Below are 16,139 nucleotides of genomic sequence, written 5' to 3'. Positions count from 1 at the left end.
CGTCGTGGTGGACCCGCGCAGCGGGGTGCCGGTCTACCGGCAGCTGATGGACCAGGTGAAGTTCCACGTGGCCAGCGGACTGCTCCAGCCCGGCGACGAGCTGCCCTCCACCCGCTCGCTCTCCACCGAGCTGGGCGTGAATCCCATGACCGTGAGCAAGGCCTACAGCTACCTCGAGCGCGAGGGCGTGGTGGAGCGCCGTCCGGGACGCCCCCTGGTGGTGCGCGCCCAGGCGGCGGAGGAGTCCGAGGCGCGCCGCCTGGACCAGCTCCGCGACGCCCTCGCGCCCACGGCCACGGTGGCCCGGCAGCTCGGCATCGCGCCCGCGCGGGCGCTCGAACTCTTCAGCGAACTGCTGGCGGCGGAGGACGACCCCGCCGGCGACGACCCGACGGAGGGGCAGTCATGAGCATCGTGGTGTTCGACGGCGTCACGCGCGCCTACCGCAAGGGCCAGCCGGTGCTGGAGGACGTGAGCTTCACGGTCGAGCCCGGCGAGGTGGTGGGGCTGCTCGGCGCCAACGGCGCGGGCAAGACAACCCTGCTCCGCCTGGCGCTCGGCCTGCTCGCGCCGCAGGCGGGCGCGCTGCGCGTCTTCGACGTGGATCCGCGGCAGGATCCCCTCGCCGTGAAGCGCCGGGTCGGTTTCGTGGCCGAGGACCAGGTGCTGCCCGAGTTCCTGCGCGTGGACGAGGTGCTGCGCCTTCACCGCGGCCTCTTCCCCGACTGGGACGACGCCCTCGCCGCCGACCTGTTCCGCCGCTTCGGCCTCGACGGCGGCGCGCGCATCAAGCAGCTCAGCAAGGGACAGGCGCGGCAGGTGGCGCTGCTCTGTGCCGTGGCGCACCGGCCGCCGCTGCTCGTCCTCGACGAGCCCGCCGGCGGCCTCGACCCCGCCGTGCGCCGGGAGTTCCTGGAGACGGCGATCCAGCTGCTCAACGAGTCGGGCTCGACGATCCTCTTCTCCTCGCACCACATGGGCGACGTGGAGCGCCTCGCCGACCGCGTGCTCATGCTTCACGGCGCGCGGGTGCTGATCGACCAGCCGCTGGACGCCCTGCGCGAGAGCTTCTCGCTGGTGCTGTTGCCGGCGGGACGTCACGAGCCCGCGGCCCTGCAGGGCCTGCCGGGCTGCCTCGCGGCGCGGCGCGTGGGCGAGAGCCTGCACGCGGTCTTCCAGCTCGAGCCGGAGGCGGCGCGGGCCGCGGTGAGCGCGGGGCTCGGCGACGGCGCCGTGCGCGCCTCCGGCCTGCCGCTCGAGGAGATGTTCGTGGAGCTCGTGGGAGGGCGGTCATGATCGCGACCCTGATCCGATCGCACGACACCCTGCGGCGGCTGCCGCGGCTGCTCGTGGTCGCGGCCTCCGTGGGCGCGACGGCCCTCGGCCTGATCACCTGGAACGCGGCGACACGCCGGGCGCTGCCGGACGAGTCCCTGCTCGCTCTCGGCTGGCTGCTGCTGGCCATGCTCTTCCTCGGCGAGCGCCGCAGCCGGCGGGGCCATCCCTGGGGACTCACGCTGCCCATTGGCGCGGGGAGGATCTGGGCGGCCCACCTGCTGACCCAGTTCCTGGCCGGGGCGCTCGTCCTCGGCCTTGCGCTCGGCCTCTCGGCCGTGGGCATCGCGTTCGTCCAGCACGAGACCCGGGGGCGGATCGCGGCCGCCCCGCTCGGGCTCCCGATCGTCGCGGAGCTGATCGCCTGCCTCTTGCTCTTCGTCGGCCTTCGCGAGCTGACCAGCGGCCGGACCCTGGAACCGCCCGCCCGCCGCCTCGCCTGGCCGCTGGACGTCCTCGCCGCGCTGGCCGTGCTGCTTCTCCTCATCGTGCCGCTGCCCGCCCACTGGACGATCCTACTGATGTTGGCCGGCGCGGCCCTGGCCCTGGACGTCGTGCGACGCCGCCTGCCGCCCTCGCTGCTCCTTGCGGACGCCGCGCTCCAGCCCGCCCGGACGCCGGCGCGGTCCGCGCCATCGCAGTCGCGCGGGGGCCACGGCTGGCTGCTGGCCAGGACCCTGCTCCGACAGACGGCGAAGAACCGTTTCGCCTTCGGTGTCGGGGTGGTGTTCATGGGCTTGTTCGGCGTGGCGCTCTCGGGCGGCTTCCCCGTGCTGGAGGTCCTCCGCTATGCGCTGGGGCCGATCACCGTCTACATGTTCTTCGCGATGCTCGCCGGGCCCCTGATGAAGCTGGGGCATCTGATGGCGCTCCCGATCGGGCCGAGCCGCACGCTCCTGATCCTCATGCTGCCGAGCCTGCTCTCACCCCTGGCGGGCTACGGGATCGGCGCCGTGGCGGGGCATGGATTCCTCGCGCGGCAGGACGTACCGCGGCTGGTGGAGCAGGACGGCGTCTTCCACGTGGAGTCCGCGCCCGGACTCGCGCGCGTCGCCTGGGACGGCCGGGTGCCCGCGCTTCCCGACGGCAGTCCGCCGCGCAGCGCGCCCCTGCTGCGGGGTGCGCGCCCTCGGCTCTACTGGCCCTACGACGTGCCCGCCGGCGCGCCCCGGGACTTCGCGGAGGCCCAGCTCGCGCGGGCCGTGGCCGCGGGGCCGGTGGCTCCGCCCGCGCTGCCGGCGCTGCTCCTGCTGCCCTTCGCCGTGTCGCTCCTGCTCGTCGCGCCCTTCCTGCGCCTCTTCCGCGCGGAGATCTCCGATCGGCGGCGGCGTGCGGTCTTCGGCATCATCCTGGCCGTGCTGCTGATCGCGCACCTGGTGCTCTTCGTGGCCATCGGGGGGAGAGCGGTGCCCGACGAGGTGTGGCCGGAGCTCTGCGCGCTGGCCGTGCAGGCGATTCCCGGCGGCGCGGCGGTGCGCTGGGCACTGGCGCTGCTGCTGCTGGCGGGCGCCTGGATGCTCGTCCTCGGGAGCTACCGGCGGGCGGAGCTGCTGCCGTCGCGGGGGTCGGGGGACGTCTGCTTCTGAGTCTTCAGCGGCGCGCCCCTCGCGGGGAGTGGGCGCGTGCGGCTGGCGGGGCGTCGGCGAGGCCGGCGCCCCTTTTCGCAGGGGTCAGGCGGCGCCGAGGCGCTCGAGCACGGCGTCGGGCAGCTCCACCAGGAGCAGGAGCCGCACGCCCCGGTACTCGAAGAGCCCGCGGAGGCGCGTCGCGTTCTCCGCTTCCGCGTTCAGCAGGGCGCCGCCGAAGCGCGCGCGCTCCACGCTGAACTCGCTGCCGATGCCCAGGCCCTCGAGCGCGGCGCCCAGGGCGTCCTTCACGGCCTCGGCGAGGGTGTCCAGGGCGCCCTTGAGCTCGTCGCTCGAGTCGCCGTTCTGGATCATGACGCAGAGGTCCTCGTCCAGCACGGGCACCAGGCCGCCGGCCAGCAGGTGCGCCGCGCGCTGGTCGAGCAGGCAGGTGAAGGGCGCGCCGTCCAGGTCGCCGGCACGCAGGTCCACGCGGGCGCTGGGCGGCGCGAAGTGGGCCGCGAGGGCGGCGGGGTCGTCGTCCTCGAGAGAGGCCTCGAGTAGCGCGAGCGGCTGGGGCAGGCGGCTGTCCAGGCCGGCGATCAGGGCCTGGCAGGCGCGCGTGGCGAAGTCGTCCAGCTGCTTGCGCGAGGCGATCTGGGCGTCGGCGGTCGTGGTCACGGGGGCCTCCTGGCCGGGGACGGGGGTCCAGGAGGGTATCGGCATGACGGCGGGCCCGCTTGAACGAAGACCCGCCGCGGTGAACGGCGGGTCTCGCTACGCTGTGCAGGGGTGCCGGGATCAGTTCATGGTCGAGAGCAGGCCGAGCAGGTCGACCACGCGGTTCGAGTAGCCCCACTCGTTGTCGTACCAGGACATGGTCTTGGCGAAGTGGCCGTCCACCACGCGCGTGAAGGGCGCGTCGAAGATCGACGAGTGCGGGTCGCCCACGATGTCGCTGGAGACGATGGGATCTTCCGAGTACTTGAGGATGCGCTTGAGCCCCTCGCTCTTGGCCGCCGCGCGCATCGCCGCGTTGATCTCCTGGGCCGTCACCTTCTCCTTGAGCACCGCGACCAGGTCCACGATCGAGCCGTCGGGGATGGGCACGCGCATGGCCATGCCGTCGAGCTTGCCGGCCAGCGCGGGCAGCACCTTGCCCACGGCCTTGGCCGCGCCCGTGGTGGTGGGGATGATGTTCTCCGCCGCCGCGCGGCTGCGCCGCCAGTCGCTGTGGGGGACGTCCGCCAGGCGCTGGTCGTTGGTGTAGGCGTGCACCGTGGTCATCACGCCGCTGACGATCTCGAAGTTCTCGTGCAGCACCTTGGCCATGGGCGCGAGGCAGTTCGTGGTGCAGCTCGCGTTGGAGACGATCTTGTGCTCGGGCTTGAGGTCGCCCTCGTTGACGCCCAGCACCACCGTGCAGTCGATCTCGTCCTTGGCGGGCACGGTGAGCACCACCTTGCGCGCGCCGGCGGACAGGTGCTGCTCGATCTCGCTGCGCTTGCGGAAGCGGCCCGTGGACTCGATCACGAAGTCCACGCCCAGTTCGCCCCAGGGCAGCTCGGCGGGGTTCGGGATCTCGGTCATCTTGACGACCTGGTGACGGGTCCGCAGCGTGTCGCCCTCCACCGCGATCGTGCCGGGGAAGGGGCCCATCACCGTGTCGTGCTTGAGCAGGTAGGCCAGGGCGTCGTTGTCGGTGATGTCGTTGATGGCCACGACCTCCACGCCCTGCATGCCGTTGAGGATGCGGAAGACGCTGCGTCCGATGCGGCCGAAGCCGTTGATGGCGATTCTCATCGCTGCACCTCCTCCACCGCGAAGGCGCCGAGGGTCAGCGCCGTGTCGATGATTCGCGCCGCGTAGCCCCAGCCGTTGTCGTACCAGGTGATGGTCTTCACCAGGCCGCCGGGCAGGGCGAGCGTGGCGAGGGAGTCGAAGACCGCCGAGTGGTCGTTGCCGATGACGTCGCTGGAGACGATGGGCTCGGTGGCATACTCGAGATAGCGGTTCAGCGCGCCGCCGGCCGCGTCGCGGAGCGCGGCGTTGACCGCGTCCCGGTCGGGCGCGCCGCGCAGCTGCGCGCTGAGGTCCAGGTTCGAGCCGTTGGGCACGGGGACGTTGACGGCGATGCCGTCGATCTTGCCCTTCAGGTGGGGCATCATCTTCTCCACCACGCCAGGGGACCAGGTCCAGTTGGGGATCAGGTTCTCGGCGGCGCTGCGGCTGCGGCGCAGGTTGGGCGTGATGGTGTCCGACAGCTTCTGGTCGCTGGAGTAGGCGTGGACGGTGGTCATCATGGCCCGCTCCACGCCGAAGGCCTCGTCCAGCACCTTGAGCATGAGGGCCAGCGCGTGGGTGGTGCTGCTGGCGCAGGAGACGATGCGGTCCTCCGGGCGCAGGCTCTGCTCGTTGACGCCGTGCACGACCGTGCGATCGATGCTGTCCAGCGCCGGCGTCGTGAGGATCACCCGGTGCGCGCCGGAGCGCAGGTGTCCTTCGAGCTGCGAGCGCTTGCGGTAGACGCCGGTGGAGTCCACGACCACGTCCACGTTGTAGGCATCCCAGGGCATGTCCTCGGGCGCGACGCCCTTCAGCAGCCGCGCGCGCTGGCGACCGGCGGCCAGGTACTTCCCGTCGAGGGTGACTTCTTCCGGAAAGCGCCCGTAGATGGTGTCGAAGTTGAGCAGGTAGGCCATCGCTTCCGGCGTGCCGAGGTCGCTGATGGCGACGATCTCGAAGTCCTCACGCTCGACGGCCTGTCGGAAGAGATTGCGGCCGATCCGGCCGAAGCCCATGATTCCGACGCGCAGTGACATTGCAGACCTCGCTGTCTTCGAGAGATGGCTCGCGGTCCCGCTCGGTCGGCGGGTGTCGCCAACGTAGCGGCTGGGACCCGTACCCGCAACGTCTATTGAAGGTTCCGTGGCCCCAGGGCCCCGCGAGTGCTATACTTTGCTGCTACACCTGCATCCGCGTTCCCCAGCCTGAAAGGACGACGTGGATGAAGATCCGGATCCCGGCCCGGCTCGGGCGCGGGCCGCTGGCGCTGTGCATGGCGCTGGCGGCTCTGCCCGTATCGGCCCAACCTGTCATCGACGTTCAGCCCTCCGAGCTTGAGGTCGCTCTCTCGCCTGGCGGCGTGGCCGTGCTGCCCGTGCACGTCGGCAACCTGGGCGACGCCGGCAGCCCGCTGAGCTGGAGCGTGTCGGTGGAGGATCCCTACCTCAGCGGCCGCAGCATCGATGGCAGCACCTTCGTCAGCGATCCCCAGGACTACCCGCCCGGCGGCACCCAGGTCTACCTGCTGACGGTGACCAACGGCAGCATCGACTACGAGTGGATCAGCGGGATCACGCTGGACTTCCCGCCCGGCTGCAACGTGATCAGCTCCACCCACTTCGTGGGGGGGAGCGGGGGCATTCTCGTCAGCGACTACAGCACGGGCGACGGCGCCATGGTCACCTGGTCCGATCCCAACGGGCCCTGGGGGAACATCTACGGTGGCGAGTCCGCCAGCGCCACGATCACCGTGGCCTTCGACGCGTCCTTCTACGCGAACATCCTCGTGCCCTGGACCCTGACCGGCGACGGCTACGGCGGCGAGCCGCACGTCCTTCCCGGCAAGCTCACGCTGCTCGGCCCCTGGGGCGCGGGCGTGGACATCCTCGAGCCCAACGGCGGGGAGATCTACGCCGTCGGCGAGACGCACCAGGTGCGCTGGACCAGCTGGGGCACGCTCTACTACGTCGACCTGGATCTGAGCCGCGACGGCGGCCAGAACTGGGAGGCGCTGGCCCGCAGCCAGCCCGCCGGAATCCCCTTCGACTGGGTGACGGAAGGGCCCCTGTCCGCGGACTGCCTGCTCCGCGTGGCCGACGTGGACGGTGCCTGCGAGGACACCAGCAGCACGGCGTTCACGATCCACCGCCCCGTGGACTGGCTGAGCCTCTCGATCCTGGGCGGCGACCTGCCCGGCGGCGAGGTGGACACCCTGCTGGTCACGGTGGACGCCACGGGCGTCTCGCCGGACTACGACCTCGACGCCACCCTCCGCTTCAGTTCCAACGACCCGCTGGGCGACGTGCTGGTGCCCGTGCGGCTGCACATGGGGGCCACCGGCGTCGCGCCGCCCCCCGCCCCCGGACCGGCGCTCGACGCCTGGCCCAATCCCTTCAATCCCAGCACCTTGCTGAGCTTCTCCCTCGCCGACGCCGGGCCCGTGCGCCTGGAGATCCTCGACGCCTCCGGCCGCCGGGTGCGGGTGCTCACCGCCGCCGTCCTGCCGGCGGGGGAGCATCGGGCGCGCTGGGACGGCCGCGACGACGACGGGCGGCGCATGGCCAGCGGCGTCTACCTGGCCCGTCTGCGCAGCCCCGACGGTGTGGCGGGACGCAAGCTCATCGTGCTCAAGTAGCGCCCATTTGCGTTTTCCTGGGATTTCCAGACTCGTTTGTGCTAGTTTCTAGTCATGAAGAAGAAGCTGGCTGGGGCGGCGTTGCTCGTCTCGCTCACGGTGGCCATCTTTGGCGCTGCGATCATCCTCGGCCGCGAGGCGCGAGCGGTGGACATCGTGACCCTGTTTGCCAGCGGCTTCGCGGCGGGGGCGAGCCTGGTGGCCTACCTGCGCCGCGTCCGAACCCAGGGTGACGACGATGTGGCCGAAGTTTCGTCGCAGGATTGAGCGCTTCGCGCTCGCCGCGCTCGCGTTGGCGTCACTGGCCGGCTGCGGCTCGGACAACCCGACGAAGGCCGGCGCGGATCCAGGCCCCGCCTACCTTCCGCTCGACTCGGCCGACAACCTCGTCGCCAACCTGGCCACGGCCTGGGAGGCCCGCGACCGTGCCGGCTACGCGGCGCTGCTCTACAACGGGGAGCGCACGGCCGAGGAAAGCGTGATCGCCGCGCCCTTCGCCTTCTACTTCGATCCCGACCTGCCGGGACTTCCGTCCTTCTGGGGACGCGCGGAGGAACTCGTCTTCGCCGACTGCCTGTTCGGTGGCGGCGAGGGCAAGGACGACTCGGGCATGGTGTTCCCCGGCGTGGTGAAGATCGAGGCCACGCTGGCGGCGCGCGATGCCTGGGAGTTCGTGGAGGCCTCCACGGTGGACGGCGACCGCACGCCCAAGGGTTGCCTGCGTGTCACCCTCGACACGCAGGTCGTGATCACGCTGGAGGATCTCATCGCCGGCAGCACGGTCATCGCGCTCGCGGCCACCCGGCCGACGGGAATCTACGCCGTGCCGGTGTCCGTGGAAGGCCAGCCGCGCTGGAGACTCTGGAAGTGGGACGATCGCAACCTGCGGATCCAGCATCCTCCGGAAGGGGGCGGCCCCGGCAACACGGAACTGGTCACACTCAGCTTCGTTCGGAGGTGCTATGCGTCACCCAACTGAGCGCGGGATCGCGGCCTGCGCGCTGGCGGCACTCGCGATGGGGTTGCTGGTGGGCTGCGGAGAGAGCGCCAGGACGATGGGCGACCCGGGTCCTGCCCTGGCCTACGTCGCCTACGACAGCCCGGACGCCGTGATCGCCAACCTCGAGCGCTGCTGGGAGGGGTTGGATCTGGCGGAGTACCGCGACAGCGTGCTCTACGACGGCACGAATCTCTGCTCGGACGGCAGGGTCCACGAGCCGTATGGCTTCTGGTACGACCAGAGCGACGATCCGGAGCTCCCCGATTGCGACACCTATGATCTGGAAATCCAGAGAGCTGCCTGGCTCCTCTCCGGACTTCCGAGTGACAGCCTGCCCGGGGTGAAGTCGATCGACCTGAGCTTCACGCCCTTCGGCGACTGGGAACCGGCCGCGGACTGCGACGACTGCCCACCCGATGCCGTGCGGCGCGAGTACCTGGTCGAGGGTGTGCTCACGTTCAAAGAAGCCACCGACGACGGCGAGCTGAGCTGGGCGTTTTCGTCCCGCGGCCTGATGACCTGCGCGCCCACGGTCGCCTACGGCGGGCCACACTGGCGACTCCTCCGCTGGGGCGACTTCGCGATCCCCGGCAGCGCGCAGCCTACCTGGGGGCAGATGAAGGCGCTGTATCCCATTCCCCCGAAGACGCTGTGATGCGAGTTCGATGGGCAATGCTGGCGGTCGCCCTGGCGGGGGCGCTGGGGGGATGCAACAGCCTGCTCAGCGACCCAATGCCGGTCCCACAGGACCTGGAACCGACTTATCTCGCTTACGACAGCCCCGACAACCTGATCGACAACCTGATCACGGCCTGGGAGTTCATGGACCTGGCCGAGTACCGCGACAGCATCCTCTACGACGGCGTGATGCCGGCTGCGGATGGCCAGGTCTACGCGCCCTTCATGTTCTACTACGACCGGAGCAGCGCCGATCCGAACCTCCCCGTCGCGGACGACAACTACGCCCGCGAGCTCCAGCGAGTCGTGACGATGTTCGCCGGCCTCCCCGGGCAGGACCTCTCCGGCAAGGTCTACCCGGGCATCAAGGCGATCCAGCTGGACCTGGTCAAGCTCAGCCCCTGGCAAAGCGTGGCGGACAGCGTCGAGGCCGACGCCTGCCCCGAGGGTACGCAGCAGTTGGCCATGGACACGCACATCCTCATCACGCTGAAGTCCGCCATCCAGGGCTCCAACAACATCAACGCCTGGCTTGTGAACGACCGCGCCCTCTTCACCTGCATTCCGACGGGCTCGCCCGACGCGCCGCGCTGGCGGCTGTGGAAGTGGCGGGACGTCGTCACCGGGAAGTCGGAGAGCGACAGCTTCGGCGCGATCAAGGCGCTTTACTGAGGGGAGAATCCGAGTGAAACAGATGATTCATCGTGCCGCCGCCGCCCTGCTCGTTGCCCTTCTCGCCGTCGGCTGCTCCGAGGACGCCAAGCACACACTGACGCCGCCCGACGGCCCCGACTACCTGGCGAACGACAGCGAGGACAACCTGGCGCACAACTTCGAGCTCGCCATCGAAGCCCTGGACATCGACGGCTATGAAGCCCTGCTCTACGACGGCGAGCCGCTTGCCTCTGATGGCCTGGCCCATGGGGAGTACCGCTTCATCTTTGCCGACGTCTCCGGCGGACCCACCCTGCCCGACTATCTCGACCGCGCGGCCGAGCTCGCATGCATGGGGCACATGTTCGCGGGGAATGCAGGGTCAGACGGCGCCGGGCACGACTACCCCGGCATCAAGAGCATCTCCCTCCAGCTGACTGCCAATGCCCTGTGGGCGAACGCGGCCGGCGACTTGGTGGATGGGGTGATCTGTCCGGACGGCGCGCGGACAAGGCCCTATGAGACCCACATCTTCGTGACGCTCAAGTCGGCGATCCAGGGCTCGAACAACATCACGGCCTGGGATGTCCAGGACCGCCTGATGCTCTACTGCGTGCCGATCACGGTCGCCGGGACCACCGAGTGGCGGCTCTGGCGCTGGGTGGACATCGTCACCGTGAAGAGCACCGAGGACGCCGCGCTCAGCCTGATCAAGGTGCTCTACATGGACCGGGTGCTGCACGGACCCAAGGAGTAGCCGCACTTTGCACGATTATTTCAGGGGCGCCGGGCGGACAATGCCCGGCGCTTTCTCGTAAGTCCCTGTCCTGCCTCAGTCTTCGGTTGTCGTCCACCCCGATATCTGATAGACTCTGACTTTCCTCGCGACTGCCCGTCGCGCCGTTTCGCCGCCATGACGGCTCGGCGCCCGGTACCCACGCACTTGCCCCCGGGGGTTGGAATGAAACGTCTGTCAACGCTGCTCAGCCTCGCGCTCCTCCTGACCGTGGCCGGCGCTGCTCTCGCCAGTCAGCAGGTGGTCCTCCAGAACGGTGAGGACCTCTACGACATCCAGGTGCTCCAGGCGACGCCGGAGCGCACCGTGATCCACTACGGCGTCAACGCCTTCGACCTCGAGTCGGTGTGGATCGGCGGCCGTGAGTACAGCACCGTCGACCTGGGCCGTCGCGCGAAGCACCTCGACGCCGGCCTGCCGGAGCTGCCGACGCTGCGCGAGTCCATCGTCATCCCCGACGACGCCGCGATGCAGCTGCGGATCGTGGGCGCGAACTACGTGGATCTGCCGGGCATCGACGTGGCCCCGTCCAAGGGCAACCTGACCCGCAACGTCGACCCCGCGCTGGTCCGCCACAACTTCGACGCCTTCTACGCGTCGAACGACTGGTATCCCGCGAAGCCGGCCATGCTGGACGAGCCCTACATCATGCGCGACACGCGCGGCCTGGTGGTCGAGGTGAACCCCTTCCAGTACAACGCCGCGAGCCACACGCTGCGCGTCTACACGGATCTCACGGTGGAAGTGTCCGCCGCGGGTCCGGGCAAGACCAACGTCCTCACGCACCGGCCGTCGACCCGCGTCGCCGACTTCGAGCGCATCTATCGGGACCACTACCTCAACTACGCCGAGCTCGGAGCCGACGGCGACCGCTACAGCAGCGTGCCCGAGGGCGGATGCCTGCTGGTCATCGCCTACGACGCCTTCATGGGCGCCATGCAGCCCTTCGTGGACTGGAAGAACCAGATGGGCATCAAGACCACGATGATCCCCGTCTCCGAGGCCGGCGCCACGGGCGCGGCCCTGAAGACCTACGTGCAGGGCATGTACGACAACGACGACCTCTGCTACGTGCTGCTGGTGGGCGACGGCCCGCAGGTGCCTTACATCACCTGGAGCGGCGGCGCGTCGGATCCGTCCCTGGCGCTGCTGGCCGGCACGGACAGCTATCCCGAGGGCTTCATCGGCCGTCTGAGCGCGACCACCACGGCCGAGGTGACCCTCCAGATCACCAAGTTCATCGAGTACGAGCGCGACGCCCAGGCCGGCGCGGCCTGGTACCACAAGGGCACGGGCCTCGGCTCGTCCCAGGGCTCGGGCATCGGTGACGACGGCGAGGCCGACTGGCAGCACCAGGACGTCATCCGCCAGAAGCTCCTGAACTTCACCTACGACGAAGTCGACCAGATCTACGACACCAACGGCGCCAACGCCGCGCGCGTGACCACCGCCGTCAACGCCGGCCGCGGCATCATGAACTACACCGGCCACGGCAGCACGACGGCGTGGACGACCTCCGGCTTCAGCAACACGAACGTGAACGCGCTGGTGAACGACAACATGCTGCCCTTCATCGTCAGCGTGGCCTGCGTGAACGGCGAGTTCATGACCACGACCTGCTTCGCCGAGGCCTGGCTGCGCGCCAGCCACAACGGCGAGCCGACGGGCGCCGTGGGCTTCTACGGCTCCACCATCAACCAGAGCTGGGCGCCGCCCATGAGCGCGCAGGACGAGGTCATCGACCTGATGATCGCCGGCGCGAAGCGCAGCTTCGGCGCGCTCTGCTTCAACGGCTCCTGCCAGATGATGGACGAGTACGGCACCACCGGTCAGACCGAGTACAAGTGCTGGACGGTCTTCGGCGATCCGACCCTGCGCGTGCGCACGGACACGCCGACGGCGATGACCGTGACCCATGACGCGCAGATCCTGGGCGACGCCACCACCTTCACCGTGATGGCCGAGCCCGGCGCCCTCGTGGGCCTGAGCGACGCCGGCCGTTTCCTCGGCGCGGCGACCTGCGACATCAGCGGCACGGCCGTGGTCGCCCTCGTGGACGCGCTGCCGGACACCTACATCACCGTGACGGTGACCAACTTCAACCGCTTCGCCGTGATCGATCAGGTGGACGTCCTCACCGACCTCACGCCGGTGGATGACACTGCGCCCAACGCCTTCGCCCTGGGCCAGAACCATCCGAACCCGTTCAACCCGAAGACCACGATCAGCTTCGCGCTGCCCGAGGCCGCCGATGTCCGCCTGGACGTCTACGCCGCCACCGGTCAGTACGTCGTGACGCTGGCCGACGGCATGATGCCCGCCGGCTCGCAGCAGGTGGTCTGGAACGGCACCGACGCGGCGGGCCGCCCGGTGGGCAGCGGCGTCTACTTCTATCGCCTGGACGCGGGGCAGTTCAGCGAGACGAAGAAGATGCTGCTCCTCAAGTAAGTCCCCGCGCCCCTTCCCGCTCGACTCCACTTCGAAGTCGCTCGCGGGAAGGGGCGCAGGGCCATCTCTCGTCTGCACAGGGCCCGGCGGATCTCCGTCGGGCCTTTCCTCTATTGCGGGTGGCCCGGTCCTGGCTACCTTGAGGGCGTGAAGACCCTGTTACTGCGCAAGATGCCGCCGCTGGAGATCTTCCGGCGGCTCCTGGGCGCGCCGCTGGCCGAGCGCTTGGCGGAGGCCGGCTACCGCATTCTCGTCATCAATCCCGGCTCCACCTCCACGAAGGTCGCCTACTTCGAGGGCATCGAAAAGCGTGCGGACTTCGAGGTGCACCTCGACCCGGACCAGGAGGACAGCCCCGAGAGCCGCGCCGAGCTGATCCGCGGCTGGCTGGCCCAGACCGGGATCGATCTGAGCCGCCTCGACGGCATCGCCTCGCGAGGAGGCGTCCTGAAGCCGGTGCCCAGCGGGGTCTATCCCATCAGCGACGCCCTGCTCGAGGACCTGGCTCACCCCCGGCTGAAGCATGCGTCCAGCCTCGGCGTGCCCATCGCGCTGGCGCTCAGGGAGCGCTGTGCCCGCGGGACACCTGTCGTTATCACCGACCCGCCCATGATCGACGAGGTGGAGATCGAAAGCCGCATGACGGGCCTCCGGGAGTTCAAGACGGACGGCACGGCGGCGCACTACCTCAACCATCGCGCCGTGCTGCGGCTGAGCGCCTGGGAGTTCGGCATCGATCCGGACGAGGCCAGCGTGGTGAGCGCGCACCTGGGCGGGGGCATCTCGGTGATCCGCTTCCACCGGGGCAAGGCCGTGCGGGTGATCAACGCGTTCAGCGGGTTGCCGTCCATGAACCGCAGCGGCGCGCTGCCCATCCACGATCTGCTGCTGGCGCTGGAAGGGCATCACGTCGCGCTGGACGAACTGAGCCGCGGCGTCTTTCGCGAGGGCGGACTGCTCTCGCTGGCCGGCACGAACGACTTCAAGACGCTCCTCGACTTCAGGGAGCACGGCGCCACGCGCGCGCAGGCCGACAAGATCAACCTGCTGCTGCGCTTCTTCGCGCAGAAGATCAGCGAGGGCATCCTGTCCTGCGCGGCGGGCTGGGGACGGCCCGACTACGTGGTCATCACGGGCGGGCTGTCGCGCAGCCGCGAACTGGCGGACCGGATCGAGGAGCGCGTGGGCGGGCTGCTGCCGGTGGTGCGGCTGCCTGGATCAGTGGAGCAGGAGAGCCTGGCGGCCGGCATGGCCCGCGCGCTGCTCGAGCCCGACAGTCTGCGACGCTATGAAGAGGAGCGCGACATGCTGGCGGCCTACCGCCAGTACGAGAACCGTCTCATGGATCAGCCCGTCTTCAGGAAGCCCGTGATGCGGCGGCGGCCGGGCAGCCCGATCCGCAGCCTCGAGGAGCTGATCCAGGCCACACGCAGCCAGGTCAATCGACACTTCCTGCCCACCATCGCCATCGCCGGTTCGGACAACGACGACGCCCTCGAGGCCGCGCGCCGCGCCACCGAGGAGGGCGAGTTCAAGATCGCCCGCTTCATGTTGGTGGGGGACATCACCGCCACGCGCAAGATGGCCGCCAAGGTGGGCCTCGACCTGCGCCGCGGCGACTTCGAGCTGGTCGAGGCCGACGATCCCGTCGCCCGCTGCCTCGAGCTCTACGCCGAAGATCGCTGCCAGGTGCTGATGAAGGGCTCCGTGAAGACCGAGGAGCTGCTGGCCCCCGTCTTCCGCTGGCTGAAGGAGCGGGGACGGCTGCACGAAGGCGCGCTGTTCAGCCACGTGGCCGTCTTCCAGCGCTCGGAGCAGGGCAAGCTGCTGCTGCTGAGCGACGCGGGCATCAACGTCGATCCCGACCAGGACAAGAAGCGACGCATCCTCGAGAACGCCCTGGTGGTGGCCCGCAGCCTGAACCTGCCCCGCCCCAAGGTGGCCGTGATCAGCGCCATCGAGAAGGTCAATCCGCGCATCGAGAGCAGCGTGGAGGCGGCCGAGATCGCGCGCGGCTTCGCCGAGCGCAAGGACTGCCTGGTGGAAGGCCCACTCAGCTTCGACGTGGCCGTCGACGCGGCCATCGCCGAGGAGAAGGGCTACCACGGCGAGATCCGCGGGACGGCGGACATCCTGATCATGCCGGGCATCGACGCGGGCAACGCCGTCTACAAGTCGCTCACGGTGTCGAGCGGTCTCAACGCGGCCGGCGTGATCGTGGGCTGCGAGATTCCCGTCGTCCTCACCAGCCGGGGCGACACGGCGCTCACCAAGCTGTCCAGCCTGGCGCTCAGCCTGCGGCTCTACTTCCAGGGCCGCGCGGAGCGGGTCAATAGCGGGACTTGATCGCGGAAACGCTCATCTCGCCATCCGCCGTCGGCGGGTCGGGGACGCCGGTGTTTGTGTCCACGACGTAATCGAGCTGCGCCTGGGTGCTGGCGCCGTTGTCCAGCAGCACGCGCACGCTCATCGTCGACCCTGCCGGCAGGTCACCCGTGTCGAGGGTGAGCAGCTGTTCCCCGCTGCCATTGCCGGCCAGATCGGCGACGAGCTCGTCGTTCACAAGTAGGCTACCGGTGTAAGGGAGCGATTGCTGTCCGCCATAGGGCTCGCAGAGCACGCTCATCACGTGGAAATTGAAGGCGAAGCTGCCTGCCACGGAGGCCCCCGGCGCCGGGGAGAAGCTCGAAGCCTCGATGCTCGGCTCATTGTAGGCCGGAAAGCCCCAGCCACACTCGCACTCGACCTGTCCCGTGCAGTTGAACACGAACTGCAGATCTCTGTGTGGCGGAATCTGGTGGTAGATGTCCTCGATCGACTGGATCTCCGCGTCCACGATCCAGTCTTGGCCAGGCCAGCCCTCTTCGAGCACGAAGATGTCGATGGAGCCCAGGAAGAGAGACAGCGCATCGTCCAGGCCCTCCGGCCATTCCCAGCGGAGGGTGCTGCCCAGATCGCCCGAATCGGGGAAGTGCTCCCAGTGGGGGGTGATCAGCCCCCCCTCGCCGCTGGGCCAGCCAGCGAGGTTCACCTCGACCGAACGCAGCGGTGCCGAGGCGGATGAGAACAGGAACAGGTACACCGTCGTCGTGCTGTACAGCGCGGTGTTGGCCTGGCAGAGAACTGCTTGATCATCCCCGAAGAGTCCGACCACGGCGCTGCCACAGGCTCCGTGCGCGACCGTGAACGAGGCGACGACCAGTAGTACGGCGAGCCCCAGCTTGACTGTCATTTGCCACCTCC

At 69.5% G+C, this 16,139-nt stretch carries 15 protein-coding genes; 11 read left to right on the top strand and 4 right to left on the bottom strand.

Features of this window, described 5'->3' with window-relative positions; translation table 11 throughout:
* Positions 1–46 precede the first annotated feature (46 nt).
* From H6693_08490 to H6693_08480, 3 genes are read left to right on the top strand one after another with little or no spacing between them, the layout of a single operon-like run.
* A complete protein-coding gene (locus H6693_08490) occupies positions 47–409 on the top strand; it encodes a GntR family transcriptional regulator (protein ID MCB9516220.1) in 363 nt (120 codons plus the stop codon).
* Positions 406–1,296: an ABC transporter ATP-binding protein gene (locus tag H6693_08485; protein ID MCB9516219.1), complete on the top strand. Its 891-nt coding sequence runs from the start codon at positions 406–408 to the stop codon at positions 1,294–1,296. Before H6693_08490 ends, H6693_08485 begins: the two co-directional genes overlap by 4 nt.
* On the top strand, positions 1,293–2,921 hold the full coding sequence (locus tag H6693_08480; GenBank protein ID MCB9516218.1) for a hypothetical protein: 1,629 nt from the start codon (positions 1,293–1,295) through the stop codon (positions 2,919–2,921). The genes H6693_08485 and H6693_08480 overlap by 4 nt, the downstream gene beginning before the upstream one ends.
* An 84-nt stretch (positions 2,922–3,005) precedes the next feature.
* Here the strand turns inward: H6693_08480 and H6693_08475 are convergent, their stop codons facing one another.
* The 3 genes from H6693_08475 to H6693_08465 all read right to left on the bottom strand — a co-directional run bounded on the left by H6693_08475 (position 3,006) and on the right by H6693_08465 (position 5,722).
* A complete protein-coding gene (locus tag H6693_08475; protein MCB9516217.1) occupies positions 3,006–3,581 on the bottom strand; it encodes a hypothetical protein in 576 nt (191 codons plus the stop codon).
* Between the two features lie 120 nt (positions 3,582–3,701).
* Positions 3,702–4,703, bottom strand: coding sequence for a type I glyceraldehyde-3-phosphate dehydrogenase (gap, locus tag H6693_08470; GenBank protein MCB9516216.1), 1,002 nt, complete (start codon positions 4,701–4,703; stop codon positions 3,702–3,704).
* Positions 4,700–5,722, bottom strand: coding sequence for a type I glyceraldehyde-3-phosphate dehydrogenase (locus H6693_08465; GenBank protein MCB9516215.1), 1,023 nt, complete (start codon positions 5,720–5,722; stop codon positions 4,700–4,702). The genes gap and H6693_08465 overlap by 4 nt, the downstream gene beginning before the upstream one ends.
* Before the next feature lie 185 nt (positions 5,723–5,907).
* Between H6693_08465 and H6693_08460 the strand changes: the two genes are divergently transcribed.
* From H6693_08460 to H6693_08425, 8 genes are all read left to right on the top strand, one after another.
* Positions 5,908–7,320, top strand: coding sequence for a T9SS type A sorting domain-containing protein (locus H6693_08460; GenBank protein MCB9516214.1), 1,413 nt, complete (start codon positions 5,908–5,910; stop codon positions 7,318–7,320).
* Positions 7,321–7,374: 54 nt separating this feature from the next.
* On the top strand, positions 7,375–7,587 hold the full coding sequence (locus H6693_08455; protein ID MCB9516213.1) for a hypothetical protein: 213 nt from the start codon (positions 7,375–7,377) through the stop codon (positions 7,585–7,587).
* Positions 7,559–8,299 (top strand): hypothetical protein, encoded by a 741-nt coding sequence (locus H6693_08450; protein MCB9516212.1) that lies wholly within the window; start codon positions 7,559–7,561, stop codon positions 8,297–8,299. Before H6693_08455 ends, H6693_08450 begins: the two co-directional genes overlap by 29 nt.
* Complete coding sequence (locus H6693_08445; protein ID MCB9516211.1) at positions 8,283–8,975, top strand: hypothetical protein; 693 nt, start codon at positions 8,283–8,285, stop codon at positions 8,973–8,975. Before H6693_08450 ends, H6693_08445 begins: the two co-directional genes overlap by 17 nt.
* A gap of 17 nt (positions 8,976–8,992) precedes the next feature.
* Complete coding sequence (locus H6693_08440) at positions 8,993–9,670, top strand: hypothetical protein (protein MCB9516210.1); 678 nt, start codon at positions 8,993–8,995, stop codon at positions 9,668–9,670.
* Between the two features lie 22 nt (positions 9,671–9,692).
* On the top strand, positions 9,693–10,409 hold the full coding sequence (locus tag H6693_08435; protein ID MCB9516209.1) for a hypothetical protein: 717 nt from the start codon (positions 9,693–9,695) through the stop codon (positions 10,407–10,409).
* A 204-nt stretch (positions 10,410–10,613) separates the two neighbouring features.
* Positions 10,614–12,896, top strand: a complete 2,283-nt coding sequence (locus tag H6693_08430; protein ID MCB9516208.1) for a T9SS type A sorting domain-containing protein — start codon at positions 10,614–10,616, stop codon at positions 12,894–12,896.
* A gap of 147 nt (positions 12,897–13,043) precedes the next feature.
* Positions 13,044–15,242, top strand: a complete 2,199-nt coding sequence (locus H6693_08425) for a butyrate kinase (GenBank protein ID MCB9516207.1) — start codon at positions 13,044–13,046, stop codon at positions 15,240–15,242.
* On the opposite strand, the gene H6693_08420 is transcribed toward H6693_08425, so the two are convergent.
* Complete coding sequence (locus tag H6693_08420; GenBank protein MCB9516206.1) at positions 15,226–16,128, bottom strand: hypothetical protein; 903 nt, start codon at positions 16,126–16,128, stop codon at positions 15,226–15,228. The genes H6693_08425 and H6693_08420 overlap by 17 nt on opposite strands.
* Between the last annotated feature and the right edge of the window lie 11 nt (positions 16,129–16,139).

The organism is Candidatus Latescibacterota bacterium, assembly GCA_020633725.1.
GTDB lineage: Bacteria > Krumholzibacteriota > Krumholzibacteriia > JACNKJ01 > JACNKJ01 > VGXI01.
This window is presented reverse-complemented; position numbering and strand designations above follow the sequence as displayed.